The 14,229-nt window shown below is 55.6% G+C and carries 14 protein-coding genes, 1 tRNA gene and 1 pseudogene; 8 read left to right on the forward strand and 8 right to left on the reverse strand.

Features of this window, described 5'->3' with window-relative positions; all coding sequences use genetic code 11:
• Positions 1 to 87: 87 nt before the first annotated feature.
• Entirely contained in the window at positions 88 to 324 is a 237-nt protein-coding gene (locus ACZ5YD_RS00815; RefSeq protein ID WP_273739192.1) for a DUF2249 domain-containing protein, read from the forward strand.
• Between the two features lie 165 nt (positions 325 to 489).
• The gene (locus ACZ5YD_RS00820) at positions 490 to 735 is read left to right on the forward strand and encodes a ferredoxin (protein ID WP_006667243.1); all 246 of its coding nucleotides are present in this window, start codon (positions 490 to 492) and stop codon (positions 733 to 735) included.
• Between the two features lie 364 nt (positions 736 to 1,099).
• Here the strand turns inward: ACZ5YD_RS00820 and ACZ5YD_RS00825 are convergent, their stop codons facing one another.
• Positions 1,100 to 2,200: an enolase-like domain-containing protein gene (locus ACZ5YD_RS00825; RefSeq protein ID WP_379739307.1), complete on the reverse strand. Its 1,101-nt coding sequence runs from the start codon at positions 2,198 to 2,200 to the stop codon at positions 1,100 to 1,102.
• A gap of 105 nt (positions 2,201 to 2,305) precedes the next feature.
• On the opposite strand from ACZ5YD_RS00825, the gene ACZ5YD_RS00830 reads away from it, so the two are divergent.
• Complete coding sequence (locus tag ACZ5YD_RS00830) at positions 2,306 to 2,638, forward strand: CGCGG family putative rSAM-modified RiPP protein (protein ID WP_006667245.1); 333 nt, start codon at positions 2,306 to 2,308, stop codon at positions 2,636 to 2,638.
• 89 nt (positions 2,639 to 2,727) lie between these two features.
• Here ACZ5YD_RS00830 and ACZ5YD_RS00835 read toward each other — a convergent pair whose 3' ends face one another.
• On the reverse strand, positions 2,728 to 3,018 hold the full coding sequence (locus ACZ5YD_RS00835; protein WP_379739304.1) for a hypothetical protein: 291 nt from the start codon (positions 3,016 to 3,018) through the stop codon (positions 2,728 to 2,730).
• A 175-nt stretch (positions 3,019 to 3,193) separates the two neighbouring features.
• On the opposite strand from ACZ5YD_RS00835, the gene ACZ5YD_RS00840 reads away from it, so the two are divergent.
• Both ACZ5YD_RS00840 and ACZ5YD_RS00845 read left to right on the forward strand, forming a co-directional pair.
• Positions 3,194 to 3,496 (forward strand): cupin domain-containing protein, encoded by a 303-nt coding sequence (locus ACZ5YD_RS00840; protein ID WP_379739301.1) that lies wholly within the window; start codon positions 3,194 to 3,196, stop codon positions 3,494 to 3,496.
• Between the two features lie 72 nt (positions 3,497 to 3,568).
• Positions 3,569 to 4,018, forward strand: a complete 450-nt coding sequence (locus tag ACZ5YD_RS00845; protein WP_379739298.1) for a universal stress protein — start codon at positions 3,569 to 3,571, stop codon at positions 4,016 to 4,018.
• A 128-nt stretch (positions 4,019 to 4,146) separates the two neighbouring features.
• On the opposite strand, the gene ACZ5YD_RS00850 is transcribed toward ACZ5YD_RS00845, so the two are convergent.
• Together ACZ5YD_RS00850 and ACZ5YD_RS00855 are read right to left on the reverse strand one after the other, a co-directional pair.
• Positions 4,147 to 4,620: a redoxin domain-containing protein gene (locus tag ACZ5YD_RS00850; RefSeq protein ID WP_379739295.1), complete on the reverse strand. Its 474-nt coding sequence runs from the start codon at positions 4,618 to 4,620 to the stop codon at positions 4,147 to 4,149.
• 119 nt (positions 4,621 to 4,739) lie between these two features.
• A complete protein-coding gene (locus ACZ5YD_RS00855; protein WP_304449993.1) occupies positions 4,740 to 5,915 on the reverse strand; it encodes a tryptophan--tRNA ligase in 1,176 nt (391 codons plus the stop codon).
• 441 nt (positions 5,916 to 6,356) lie between these two features.
• Between ACZ5YD_RS00855 and ACZ5YD_RS00860 the strand changes: the two genes are divergently transcribed.
• Positions 6,357 to 7,229: a succinate dehydrogenase/fumarate reductase iron-sulfur subunit gene (locus ACZ5YD_RS00860; RefSeq protein WP_304449992.1), complete on the forward strand. Its 873-nt coding sequence runs from the start codon at positions 6,357 to 6,359 to the stop codon at positions 7,227 to 7,229.
• A 3-nt stretch (positions 7,230 to 7,232) separates the two neighbouring features.
• On the opposite strand, the gene ACZ5YD_RS00865 is transcribed toward ACZ5YD_RS00860, so the two are convergent.
• From ACZ5YD_RS00865 to ACZ5YD_RS00875, 3 genes are all read right to left on the reverse strand, one after another.
• Positions 7,233 to 7,541: a DUF5789 family protein gene (locus tag ACZ5YD_RS00865; RefSeq protein WP_235167698.1), complete on the reverse strand. Its 309-nt coding sequence runs from the start codon at positions 7,539 to 7,541 to the stop codon at positions 7,233 to 7,235.
• A gap of 105 nt (positions 7,542 to 7,646) precedes the next feature.
• A complete protein-coding gene (locus tag ACZ5YD_RS00870; RefSeq protein WP_379739292.1) occupies positions 7,647 to 8,369 on the reverse strand; it encodes a hypothetical protein in 723 nt (240 codons plus the stop codon).
• Between the two features lie 151 nt (positions 8,370 to 8,520).
• Positions 8,521 to 8,595: transfer RNA gene (locus tag ACZ5YD_RS00875), tRNA-Glu, on the reverse strand.
• A gap of 203 nt (positions 8,596 to 8,798) precedes the next feature.
• Between ACZ5YD_RS00875 and ACZ5YD_RS00880 the strand changes: the two are divergent.
• Both ACZ5YD_RS00880 and ACZ5YD_RS00885 read left to right on the forward strand, forming a co-directional pair.
• Positions 8,799 to 9,902, forward strand: a pseudogene (locus ACZ5YD_RS00880) (HAD-IC family P-type ATPase); the annotation flags it as partial.
• A gap of 940 nt (positions 9,903 to 10,842) precedes the next feature.
• Complete coding sequence (locus tag ACZ5YD_RS00885) at positions 10,843 to 11,166, forward strand: DUF6788 family protein (protein ID WP_379739289.1); 324 nt, start codon at positions 10,843 to 10,845, stop codon at positions 11,164 to 11,166.
• Between the two features lie 841 nt (positions 11,167 to 12,007).
• On the opposite strand, the gene ACZ5YD_RS00890 is transcribed toward ACZ5YD_RS00885, so the two are convergent.
• The gene (locus ACZ5YD_RS00890) at positions 12,008 to 13,438 is read right to left on the reverse strand and encodes an orc1/cdc6 family replication initiation protein (protein WP_379739286.1); all 1,431 of its coding nucleotides are present in this window, start codon (positions 13,436 to 13,438) and stop codon (positions 12,008 to 12,010) included.
• Positions 13,439 to 14,229 lie beyond the last annotated feature (791 nt).

Here is a 14,229-nt window from a genome sequence, read left to right on the forward strand (position 1 = left end):
TTTGTATGGATCTCTGATTGGTGATATTCGGACAACGCGAGCATCATCGGCAGAATGATTATCCCACTACAACACGAATCAGAGAATATGGGGGCCGACACCGATGACGACAGAATCCACGAATTTGATTGCCGTGAAACTACTGGAAATCCCTTCGATGAGATACTGACAGCGCTTGACGTTCTTCCCGATGATGAAATGCTTGTACTAATCGCCGACCACGAACCGGAACCACTCTATCCCGTCCTTGAAGAACATGGATACACTCATGAAACATCTCAAGCAACAGACGACGAGTGGCGAGTGACGGTTACTGAAAGGTGAAGAGCGATGAGTTGTGAATGACACTTCTATCACGGCTTGGTGATCCCGCGAGATGAATACCCGAGGTAACGACCCTCGGTGTACGAGATATTCACCTAACGGAGCGCCCTTTGAACTTACTAATGAAATCCACTGGTTACAATTTGACACGAGGCGTGAATAATCATGTATGTTGAATTTGATCGAGACACGTGCACCGGGATATTCAACTGCGTCCATGAATGGGAGAAATTCATCGAAGATCGTGATGCTGGCAAAGCCACACTTGTTGGAAGTGACGAGAGGGAACCAGGATTATACATTCGAGATGTTCCAGACGGAGCAGAATTTGATGCCGAGATGGCTGGTCGCGTGTGCCCCGTTGATGCAATTACCGTCTATGATGAGGAGGGCAACCAACTAGTACCCTGATGAGACAATCAAATCCGCAGTATTTCGACTCCTGTGCCTTGTTGAATCCGGTATAGCAGTCTCTGTTTAATGGATCGTTCGAGGTTGTAGACCGCGGCAGTGAGCACTAGTTCACGAATATTCGCGGTACCAAGCGCGTAGCGTGACAGCGGACCCGTATCGACGTTTGATGGTCGAGAAGGCACTCCGTCCATTCAGCGCAGCCCGTAGAGCTCGCTGTCCAACCGTACGTTGTGTGCGTGATCGTCGTGATCGAACAAACGATGAGGAATCAGCGTCCGAACGCGATTAGCGCGGAGTGCGGCCTGTAGCGACTAAGAATGCTTCTGTTCCAATATAGTTCCCTTGGAACGGAGTGTTGTGGTTATCTGATATCCCACCCGATTCCGGCCGGTTTGGCCGGTGGCTCCAGCGGACTCGAGGGATAGGATTTGTCGTCTCGGTAGGTGTGATACGCAGGTGGTGCAAGGTCGTTTGGACTGTTTGGATAGAACAGCGAGGCGAGCGCCTGTGAGTGCGCTCGGCCAGCGTCGAGTTCGAACATTCCACCTCCATAGAGTTCGACATCGTGTTGCAAGCCATATTCGAGAATACGACAGAGTGATTCGAGCGTCCCAGACCGACACGGCTTGATGTTGAGAGCAGCTGGTACCCAAGGTAGTTCCTGGGTGCTTTCGACACCCGTTATCGGGGCGTCCCAGGAGATTCGGTCAGCATATTCGTCGAGCACAGGTCGTGTCGTATCCGTGACGGCCGGGTCTTCGATGAGTGCATCCGGGAACGTCTCGAACAACTGCCGGTAGAGGTCCGGATCAGTGGGAGCCCCGACATCCGAACCGTACTGTGCTTTCAAATCCAGAATTCGAACCGCACCAGTATCCGAGAGGGCCGAGAGTAACTCGTCGCTCGGCGTGTCGGGGACATCGATCTTGAACTCGATACTCGAATCCGCGTCGAGGAACCGGTTCACGGGACGGATGTGTGGTGAATCCCCGAGCTGTAGACTGACGACGAATGCCATCGGCTCGTACGTACGGTCCAGTACCGATGCCAGCGATCGCCCCGACTGTTTGAGTGCCAGATCTAGAACTGCACTCTCGATCGCCCAACGCAAATACTCGGGAGCGTCTCTGGACGCAGTCTGTGTCAAGATATTCGAATCGGCATCGAGAGCGTCCGAAAACGTTCCGACCGTCCAGTCACCGGTCGGGAGCGCTAGTCCGTCCTCGCGAAGTCGATTGTGTGCCTCCCTGGAGCGGGTGACGTCTTCTCCGCATCCAGTTACGCCTTCGCCGCGAACACGAATGATGGTTCGTTCGAACGTCCGGTGTTCCGTCTCGATACGCTTTTCCTCGAACGAAACCGCTTCGACCGTGACCGGTACCGATTTGATATCTCTATAGAAGTCGGGGAGGCCACTGTGTATCGCGTACTCCCAATCCCCTCCGGGTTTGTGGTCGTCCATACGTTCAGTGCGGGCTCTGTGCTGAAATACCCCAGACGACTTTCCACCCAAAAGGGGAGAGACACCACCAAACCCCTTATCCGAATAGCAGACCAATATCAGAGGATGGCAAGTCACTCCCACGATCACGGCGACGACCACGCACACGGTGAGACTGAACCTGTCACCGACCGAAACCACGATAATTCCTGGTCCGCCAACCTCGAGAAGCCACAGTACGAAGACGACCTCTCGCTACTCAAGCGTCACGGAATCGAGGCGGTCGAGCACACGACCAGCGGTCACCACGTGAATCTCGTCACGCACAAGGCACACGGCCATCCCGAGGGGTTCCTCTACGATGCGCTTGATGATCGGTTTGGAGATGAGGACGTCGAGTGGGAATATATCGAGCAGTGCGGCTGCGGTGGTCATGTCGTCCGCGTTCACGTTAACTGATCGGCGCGAATCAGAGACTACCCTCAGGATTGGGAAAAGCTCCTCTCGACCGATTACACGCACAGCACGTGGACTGAGCTGTCAGCCAGCTACCACTCGTCTTCAGCTAATTCTGTCCGGACGTAGTATGGCCCCTCCCAGTTTTGGACCCACTCTGGAGCCGCAGGGTGAGATTGCAACTGATTTGCTTCGTACGACTCGTCTGGGAATATCGTTCCCTCTTCATCGGTTCCGTCTTCCCACGGCACTTCGAACGTTACTGAATCCCGGTTTTCGGCGGGATTCAGTTGTTTGTCTGCCCCATCGTCTAGATGGTACGGTCCGTCGACCCATTCTTGCGGATTGAATGTGACAACTATGTTAGATTTTCCGTTTGTCATAGTATTGCTGTCCGGTGCGTATTCGAAACTACTCGTGGAAGGCGAAAAAGCATAGGGGCGAATCCCACTTTTGAGCCCGAGAAAAGCCAATATTCCTGCTGGGCGGTGGCTGTCACAGCAAGTAATAGAGCCATAGTTCGATGCACATAGGGCTGTTCAGTCCCATAATGGATTCATGGCACCGGTGAAATCAATTGAGGACTGTGAAGGTGTACCGCACGCTGCCGTGTTCCCAACCGAAGAACCGAAAACAATCCGATTATCCCTGGACGAAGGTGAAAGCGTTGGTGCACACAGTCATCCTGAAAGGCAGGTTATTCTCTATTTAATCTCAGGTGAGATCGATCTGCAACTCGATGGGGAGTCTCATATCATACAGTCAGGAGATATCGTCCAGTTCGACGGGATGCGTGAAGTAGCGCCAGCAGCACAGACCGATAGTACTGCATTGATCGTTCTCGCCAAAAAGAGTGATTAACAGCGTTTCGGTCCAATTCGTCGACTCGTTGCGATGACCATCCTTATCGGCTAGCTGAACGAACGTTGCTCTATGTACGACCAGATCCTACTCGCCACGGATGGTACGATTGCATCGAAGAACGCGGAATCCCATGCGATCGAACTCGCCGAGATGCACGATGCTACCCTTCATGCGCTCTTCGTCGTCGACGAGAGCATCTACACGGCATACAGTGGAGATGAGTACGTCGATGAGGCAGAGGGACCCGAACATGGACTCGAAGAACGCGGACAGGAGGCAATCGAGGAGGTCCGGAGTAGTGCGGAAGACAGTGAGGTCGAGATGATCGCGGCAGTAAAACACGGACATCCCGTCGAAACGATACTCGAGTATGGGGATCGACAGGATATCGATATGGTCGTCCTCGGGACGAAACACCGGCCAGCGGAATACCGCGCGCTACTCGGAAGTGTAACCGAACGCGTGCTTCGGCTAACCACCCGACCGACAGTCGTCGTGAAAACGGAAGTCGACGAATAACCGAATTACTATGTGTAATTTGATATAATCACAATTCCTGAGTCTTGAGAGGATATCATAGAAACATTCTACTCACAGTGATTACTCAACTCAAAGCGTGTCGTTCAAACTGACGGAGCCGCTGTTTGTCAGACTGCCTCGACGGCCTCGATGAGTTCATCGTAGTCTGGTTCGTTCGTCGGATCTTCAGCTACCCACCTGTAGGTCACAGTCCGATCTTCGTCAAGGACGATCACAGCCCGGTTGGCGACACCGTACAGGCCTAAGTCCGGGATGTCGATAGAGAGGTCGTATCCCGGAATCGCTTCGCCGCCCATATCACTGACGAGGTCGAACTCGAGATCGTACTCGTCTGCGAACGCACCGAGGGAGAATGATGAATCGGCGCTGATGCCGAAGAGTGTCCCTCCCGCATCTTGAAGCTCATCGAGACGCTCTTGGAGGGCTACCATCTCGTTCGAACACGGAGGTGTAAACGCCCCGGGGAAGAACGCTAATACGGTAGGACCCTCTCCAAGATGCTCGACAAGTTCGAACGTCTCGTGTTCGCTTCCTCGGTACGTCGCTGTGAAATTCGGCGCAGTATCTCCTGTTGAAACCATAGCAGATCTATTTAAATGCGGAAGCGCCCTAAACCCTTGGCCGAACGGTTTCAAGAAATCAAACCGAACCCATATCCAAACCCCAGATTGTGCGCCATAAGAGCAATGATACAGCCTTTCTAAAACAGCTCCTCATCTAGAAATCCGACTCGTTGGCGAGCCCGCTTTCGCTCAGCATCGGTCAATCTGTACGCTGGTAACTCATCCACGAGTGACCCCAACTGCCTTCGTCGTTCTTGGTGACGTTCGAGAAAATCAGCTATGTTCTCTGCCGCGATATCTTTGAGTTCACCACTCAACAGCGATCCATCACGATATTCCTGGGCAAGTCGTTCCAGCCGTTCGTCGTCCGCTTCGAAGAAATACGAAAGAAACTGGAACGACGTGTCTCTCTCGGGATCTCCACCCAGGTCTCTGTGCTCGTCAATGGTCGATTGACCACCGGAATACGCGTGGGCCCGAATCTTCTCGAACACGGCCTCTCTGTCGTCGGAGAGGAGAATACTGGGCGCGTCGTCCGAAGAGCTCATCTTGCCTGGCCCTGCGAGGCTCGGAAGGAATTTCGAGAGCAACGCGCTCGGTTTATCGACGTCGTATCGCTGTTTGTCCGCAATGTCCCGACAGATGCGGATATGGGGGTCTTGATCGATTGCGATCGGGACGAGCGTCGGATGACGGCCCTCGATGAGTTGCGGCAAGAGGAGGTGTGTCGCCTGCACTGCGGGATAGAATGACAGACCAATATTCGCAGGTTCTCCGTACGTTGCCTCGATAGTCGATTGGGTCACCGCTTTTGCAAATGCGGTTGCGAGGGGATACACCACGTCTCCATCCGCTGTATCCACGATGATACGCGTCCTATCTGGATCAAATCCTACTGCGAGCAGATCGAGTAAGTTCTCACGAGTGTGAGCGCCGATTACTTCGAGAGACATCTCTTTGAGGAAGTATTTCTCGTCGTCGGACACTGGAATGTAGACGAGAGCGTTTGTCTGCTCTTGTAGGTACTTGGCGAAGTAGAACGGGAGGACGTGACCGATATGCATCGGCCCTGATGGGCCACGACCCGTAACAATAGAGTGTGGTTGCCCTGCGTTAACAGCGGAGAGGAACCTGTCTATGTCACGTTCTGCGTAGAACACCCTTCGATGAACAAGCGGATGGGGTGGGTCGGGGAAGGCTGTGATCTGGTCGTCCGAGAGCGGGTCAGCCCCGAACTGTTCGAGGAGTTTCTCGTAGTCGATCTCTCCGTCGACGCTGTAGGGCGTGACGGTGAACTCGTTTTCTGCTGTCATTTGTGGGCGTGCGTTTGGAGGTCATGATGACGGCGATACAATCGAGAATGCGAGTGAGCATCGTGGTTGGGTCAGTCGGGTGAAACCGACTGACCGTACTCCGCGATACTGTCCACTTCCGGACCCTAACTACCGCCAGCGCCGTACGTCCGTTTCACGGAAAGTGGACACTACGTCTAGTGAAAGGTATGGAGCGGGTATATGTGTTGCTGCTTTTCTCAACCCCAGGAATACGAAGTGCCGGCGTGCTGTTCCTTCGATTTCTGATAAACTCGGCGACTCAGCAGAGATTTGGCGTTCCGGGTTCCGATGCATATGATTGGTCTATGAGGCAGTTTCGTGTGCGTCTTCGGGGACAGCTATTTCGGTGGTCTCCCCGTTACCTTCTCACATGGAACTCCGCTACCCTCCTGAGCGAATTTCAGTACTATACCCACAAATATGAGCTCCCAGCAAACACCCTCAGAGGCAAAAGAGAAATCCGACACTGACTCTACACCACAGCAGCAGCGTCTCGATAAGAAACAGGAACGAGCAAAAGAGCAGGAGGCACAAGCGGCCGCTGAAGCACAGTCTTCCGCCGATGAGGAGACAACGCTCCTGAAGGTCTTCCGGTACGATCCTGAAGTCGAAGCCAAGCAAGAACCCCGATTCGATGACTTCCACGTTCCCTACGAAAAGGGGATGACTGTCTTGGATGCACTCATCTACGCTCGTGACCACTTCGACTCGAGTCTCACATTCCGTCACTCGTGCCAAATGGCGGTGTGTGGAAGTGACGGCCTATTCATCAACGGCAGCCAGCGACTCGGCTGCCAAACGCAAATTTCCGATCTCAACGATCCAGTCCGTGTTGAGCCGCTCCCGCATGAACCAGTGATCAAGGACCTGGTAGTGGATATGGATCACTTCTTCGAACGGATGGAATCCGTCGAACCATATTTCCAGCCTGACGAGCTTCCTGATGGGGAACTCGAAGAACAGCGCCAATCCCCCCAGAATCGTGAGAAGATCAAGATGGCCTCGCGTTGCATCCAATGTGGCTGTTGTACGTCGTCGTGTAATCCCTCACAGTTCGACGACGAGTACATCGGTCCTGCAGCCATCGTCAAGGGATACCGGTTCTACATGGATGAACGCGAAGGGGAGGCTGCACAGGAACGTCGACTGGAACTACTCGACAAAGAACATGGGGTCTGGCAGTGTCATACGCAGTTCTCGTGTACGACCGTCTGCCCGAAGGATATCCCAATCACCGAGGAGATCCAGGAGATGAAACGCGAATCCGTCAAACAGAACCTGAAATTCTGGTAGCCGTCAGAAGGAGACGTTCCGTTCGTCGCGCGGGTAGTCCCCAGTCACCTCTTCGACGTTGCTGCCACGATCGTCGTAGTACTTTCGTCCGATGTAACTATCGTCGAGACTACCATAGATCGACGCGAAGAGGTCTTCAAGAGTTTCGTACGGGTTGTCGTTGTCCCGTTCCAGCATCGCACTAATAGACTCCGAGTCATCGTCGTCGGGAGCATCAACCGTTACGTCTCCGGCACGTTCGATGACCCCCGCTCGGTCAACCGGAAACTCGAATTCCTCGTTCAGATAGCCGCGTAAGCGTGGGGGTCTCATTGTAGTTGATGTGTTATCGGGGGTATCCACCGGTCGAATGGTGAATGGGGTCGGTCAGAACTCCTTCAAGGAGTGTTTCGGGCGCTCACGGGAAAAGTGTGCTCCTCAATTCGTTCTCAAGCGGTGTTCGCGCTCGATATCCTGCAGCTGGGGGATTAGTTCAGAATCCCGTGCGACGTGGATGATATAGCGGGGGACGTCCTGTGTCGTCCGGGCCATAAACGGTTCGCCCCAGAAACTCAACAGCGCGTCCGTCTGCTCGTTTTCAGTCCCGCGAAGAATGAACGAGACGTTTTCATCGAGGTCGCGCCAGACAGGTTCCCGTACCGTCTCGGCGCCTGTACACTCCTGTACTTTCGGTTTGACCTGTGTCTTCCAGCGCTCTCGTTCACTCTCGTCGAGGACGAACTGAATTGAGGAAACATCTGGATTTTCAATCGGTGGCCGAAGCAACGCGTCGAACAAATCCTGGGGAATGAACATGAGCAGACAGACATTGAACCAGATCATTTCACCACGGGCCCCCTGACCGAACTGGGTACTCCGCGGTCTGAGTTGTGCTGGACCGATGAGTTCGAGGTCGGGAGTATCCATACCGGCTCGGATTTCTTCGACAGTGCGTTCGGTGTGAGCGACGGACTCAGAGAGGTTCTCTGTTTCTGATTCGCGTCGAAGATGGCTGATGAACAAGAACGCCATAAGAACGAGCGTAATCTGAAGCAGCACGGATTCGTCTACGATGTGCAAGAAATGGAGTACAAGCGCGAGAACAGCCGCTAGGATGCCCGCGACAGCTTCCCATTCAATCTCCTTAATTTGCCATCTCATATCGACTGTATCCCTGACACAGGATTCTGTCTATAGGCACATTACTCTGTGCAGTCAAGTAGCGAGGTTCACAGGAGGCGTTCGTGGTTGAACCCAGACGGCCTTGTCCACACAGAATGGAACTTCCTCAACCTCCTTGCTCTGAGTTTGATGCTCCGTCGAGGATTTGAACCTCGGTCCTCGACGTGAGATGCCGAGATGATTGGCCGAGCTACACCAACGGAGCAGGCTTACCTCGATGCCGGATTCTGTTAAACCTATCCACCGGACACGCCGGAGGTGGGTGTCTGTCCTCTACAGATAAATCAATGGTTTGTGAGCTTGCACTGTCCTTCTGTAGGTTCGGAGCATCTCGAGACGCGAAATGATTCGAAATGAGATACAGATCGACCACCCTGTTGAAGCGTATACAGACGCAAATTGTCGATAATGGACGAACAGCCAAGCAATTCGGACGGCGATTCGGACCATCATCGTCATCGAGAGGACCAAGGCAAACACGATAGCTCTCACATCGGGGCAGGGTCAGAACAAGCGCTACTCGAAGACGAGGCAGGTCCGCAACACCACCACGAAGAGGAGGAACACGGCGATCACGGGAGTGGTCATGACGGCCATGGCGGGATGCACGAGGGCCACGAACAGATGTTCCGCCGACGCTTCTTCGTCTCGACGATCCTCTCGATTCCCGTGCTTCTCTATAGCGAAACACTGCAGGAGTGGCTTGGCTTCTCCGTCCCAACGTTTTCGGGTAGCGAGTGGATAGCCCCGGTGTTCTCCGTCGTCGTCTTCGCGTACGGTGGAATCCCGTTCCTCCAGATGGCGGTGCCGGAACTGAAAGACCGAGCGCCGGGGATGATGACGCTCATCTCGATGGGGATTACTGTCGCGTTTGTCTACAGCCTCGCGAGTGTAGTCTTCCCGACGGAGTCTGCGTTCTTCTGGGAACTCGTCACACTCATCGACATCATGCTGCTTGGGCACTGGATCGAGATGCGGTCGGTTCGGCGTGCATCGAGCGCCGTCGACGAGTTGGCGAGACTAATGCCCGATACCGCCGAACGAATCACCGACGACGGTAATACCGAAGACGTCCCCGTGGACGAACTCTCCGAGGGCGACCTGGTGCTCGTCCGGCCGGGCGCGAGCGTCCCCGCCGACGGCGTCGTCGAGAAGGGCGATTCGGACGTCGAGGAATCGATGATCACGGGTGAGTCGAAACCGGTTTCGAAAGAACCTGGCGACGAGGTCATCGGCGGTACCATCAACGGCGACGGCAGTCTCCGCGTGCGCGTCGGTGCGACCGGCGAGGAAACCACGCTCGCGGGCATCATGCGACTGGTCGAGGAAGCCCAGCAGAGCAAATCCAAGACTCAGGTGTTGGCTGACAGAGCGGCGGGGTGGCTGTTTTACGTCGCGCTCGGGACGGCAGTCGTGACGGCACTCGCGTGGACAGTCGCAGTCTCGTTCGATGCGACCGTGATCGAACGTGTCGTCACGGTACTCGTCATCGCCTGCCCACACGCCCTCGGGAAGCCTACCTCCGCGATCAGCTCGAAGCCACCTTTGTCGGCAGCCCCCGGGTTCCACTATGCGCGGAATGTCGGCCGGAGTACGACGCCCAAAAGGGGGGCTTCGGCCCAGTTGCACCGGACAACGAGGCTGTCAAGGAACTTCTTCACGCACTCCCCCTCGATCAGCTACTGGACAATCACGGAGTCTAACAACTCACGTCGTCCTCGTACCTCCGTAACTACCTCCGAGAGGTCGACCCGCTTGAGGACGGTCTGCGTCGGGGCCGTGAATGTCCGTGCAGGACGAACGGTAATTGCACTGTAATTCGGTGTGCTACCCGCCGAATCGATTGTTTCGTACTCAGGGGATACAGCGGGCGCCACCCACGAACTTCACTCACCTCGGTCGCACAGCCGATTTGTGGGGTGCATAGGGAGTCGACAGTAGCATTGTGTTCAATGGATATCCGACTCGACGATCGCGACGCGTTGAAGCGCTGCGATAGCAATCACGGTATTCAGTTTTACATGTTGAAGTAGGCGCATTGTGTAGACGGGGAAAGGACAGATAATGCTGATTCAACACGAAGGATGGAAGGAACCACCAGATGCCGGAGACGATGGATGACCGGTACGGGGACAGATCCGATCACCTCGTGTGCCAACAATGCGGGTTTTGTATCACGTGTGGTAATTGCATGGACGTTGGCTGCGGCGAAGCGGTCAAGCCCAAGGACTCCAATGGCCGTTGAGTTTCATTTTCAGATTTGTGCGTCCGACGATTCTTGATGGATTTGCGTAAAACGGTCACGAAGCCAGAGACGGGTGTGTCATGGCCACCGGGTGTTCACGGAGAGGTTTCGAGAAGGGCTGCGGTCAGCAGGCACGAGAACTGCCCCATCGTCTTAACCAACAATATTATGGAGATGTGCTCGTGTTGGTTAATTCGAGAGGAGCCCATGTCCGACGAACCCCCGACCCCACCGGCGAACCTTCCGACGGAACTCGTCACCACGCTCAACGAGGCGACCTCGGACCAGCTCCGAGACGTTGCAACGTACGCCGAAGCGCTCGCCGAACACAAGGACCGTGAGGCGCGTCTCGAGGAGTCAGTAGACCAGGAAGACGTGGAGGACCGGCCCGACGACCTCCCGGACGACGTCCCTCCCAAAGCGACGATTACGATCAAGGAGATCAACAACAACCGCTACTACTACTGGCAGTGGCGAGATGGGGAGAAGATTCGCTCTCAGTACAAAGGCCCGGTCAACCCGGACGAGTAACACTCGAAGAGGGAAGCCACCCATCCACGTTTCCGACGGTTCGCCACCCAGTCTCAGTCGATGGTCGAGGGAGTCGACGCCGCCATCGAATCACCCGCCCATGGTTCTGCCGGATCGAGAGTTCGGCCTCGACATCCAGCTGGCTGCCCAAAGTACAGATGACCTCCCGATGACGATAGCCGGACCTAATTGATGCACCCGGTAGCTGCCCGCCCCCAACCAAACCCAGACCGAACGGAATCAAGCCCACCGAGGTACGCGCCCACGATCACCAAGCATCGACGTGGTGCTCGCTGAAGCTCTTCGCGTCACCGTTCTCGATCAGTGTTTGATTGGGGTCGGATACCCGGTTGGTGGAACACCCCCGTTCTCATTCGGCATTCCTTCGGTGAGGCATTCCTTCGGTGAACAGCACGCGAGAGTATTGCCAGACGGGCATGGCGATCTGTGCGCGGCGGGGGAACGGCCGAGGCGCCGAACACATCGATAGCGGGGTGGGATCCCTCGAATCTGTATCGGTGAACACATCGATAGAGGTGTGTGCCGTGAGTCCCGGCACAGAGATTCCAGTGAGCCAGCTCCTCGGGGAAATACCGGAACAATACCACGGTATCGATTGAATGTGATCGCAGCGGATTATCCTTATTTCGACGGGTAAAGCGACTCTATCGGTGAATTACATATCGATAGAGGTGTGTGATGGTTGGTCGTCGGTTGGGCGGCGGCCGTGCGCCGAGAGCTGCGGATTACTCCGTCTGGAGGCCGTGTGGGCCGTTCGCAGACACACATCGATAGAGGGGTGTCTCCAGACGGGTCCGATGTGCACCGGCGGGCAGCGGGGTCAGGTTTCGTTCCGGACCTGTGATTTGACGACCGACTGGACCTCGTTATCGGAAACCATCTCGAGGCGAGAGTCCTCACGCAGCGTTTCCAAGATGGTTTCCGGTCGTTCGCCGAACTGGAACTCGAGGAACATGCCGGAGCTGGGGCCGTGGCTCCGACGCTCGAAGTCCACGAGGGAGTACGTCGTCAGTTCCTTCATTTTGTTCACGTACGACTCCTGTTGGTACTGGTCCGAATTGATCGAGTCGGTCAGGTACTGATACACTCGGTAGCCGGTCGTACTGCGAGCAGTCCCGTTGGCCGTCTCCGCGGCGACGGCCGCCGTGGCATACAAGCAGAGTTTCTTTTGGGTGCTGATGCCGCGGACGACCTCGAGGACGCGATTTTTCTCGACTTTGTCCTGCGCTTGCCGCACGTGTTCTTCGCGCACCCGCTCGTCGCCGTCCCGCTCGGCGAGCTCACCGGCAACACGCATCAAGTCAATCGCTTTCCGTGCGTCACCGTGGGTTTGGGCGGCGAAGGCCGCTGCCAGCGGGATCACTTCCTCCTCGACGACGCCGTCGTGGAACGCATCCTGGCGGCGGCGGAGAATCGCCTGCAACTGGTTCGCGTCGTAGTCGTCGAAATGGACGTCTTCGGGCGTGAACGAACTAAGTGCGCGACTGCCGACGGATTCCATCATCTTCGTGTCGTTCGAGATGGCGACCACGGAGATGTACGCGGTGAGGTCGTCGTCGGCGCCGGCGCGTGACAGCTGGTACAGCAGCCGGGAGAACGCGGGATCTTGCTTGTCCCGGCGGCCGACGAGCATGTCCAGTTCGTCGAGGACGAACACGACGGAGTCGAAGTGCTCGTTGACGATGCGGTAGAGTTCGTCCCATTTCTCTTTCGTCGCTACGCCGTGTTTCGGGACTTCGACGTCCACGCCGGCCTCGTCTGCAGCTTGTTGGGCGAGCTCGTAGACCGCGACGCCGAGCGTATCCAGGTCCTGGCAGTTGACTTCGATCGTCCCGAATCGGATGTTTCGGGACTTGCAGATGCGACTAATATTCTTGCAGACGGCTTTCGTGATGAGTGACTTCCCCGTGCCGGACGGGCCATAGAGGAAGAGGTTCGGTGGCCGGTTGTCGCCGAGTGCGACGCGCAGCATCTTGGTGACTTCCTGGAGTTGTTCGTCCCGCCCGACAATGCGGTCTTCTTCGACGACGTAGTTGGGGTCGAGCAGGGAGCGATCGTGGATGAGGCCGTCTTGCTCGTCAAACTCGAGGAGCATGTCCTCGATCGACTGGGAGTCGGTCTCGTTATCCGCATCGGTGGCTGTGTCGGACGCTTGGTCGGCCGCAGGAGACCCTGTGGAGAAATCCGTTTGCGTAGCGTCGTCTCGAGACTCCGGATCGGGTGGGGACCCCTCGGAGTCGTCAGTGCCCATGTACGACCCCATACAGAGGAGAAGTAAAAACCTTCCCCACCCCTATCGAAGTGTAAATCGGAGAGTGAGTGGTGCATTCCCGGCGATTGCACCAGTACGATTCTGTCTGGCACTGATTTCCTGACGCGCCTGACGATGTGTTCGGAGACCCCTCGGACCGACTCCCACGATCCCGATACCAACAGACACACCCCTCTATCGATGTGTTCGAGGCGTACAACGTGAGAGCATCGTTGAGCAGTTCCGCCAAATTCAAACTCAATGGAAATCGGTTCCTTCGCCCTGATACTCCATGAAACAGCAGCCAACAAGACAGTTCCAAGAAGTGCTACACTCCGAAAAGCCGGTGTTTTCTCTTCTTCTCTTCTTCTTCTCTTCTAGCTTTCTAGAACAAACACACACACACACCTCTATCGAAGTGTTCGAAGTGTCCTGCAACCGGTGGTATCTGTCCTCGGCTATCCGACGTATTCCCCGTTCAGTTTGTGTTGGTGAACGTATCCCGCAGCGGCTCCGGCACGGCGCATACGGCCCAGATCACCCTCGCCACCACCGATATCCGTCCGTTGCTCGGTCGTTCGGTCGTCCGGCTGTATTCTGAACACATCGATAGAGGGGTGTGTGTTTCCGCTTCTGCCGTCCTCCCTGAGCACCACTCCTCTGAAGATCCGTTCAGTCAATCTATTCGTGAGGACCTCTCACGTGGAACACATCGATAGAGGGGTCTCTCCAGCCCAGTTAACCAACACCATCCCGTCATCGAAGCCGTGTTGGTTAAACTGTTGTCACGG

Source organism: Halopenitus salinus, assembly GCF_055397165.1.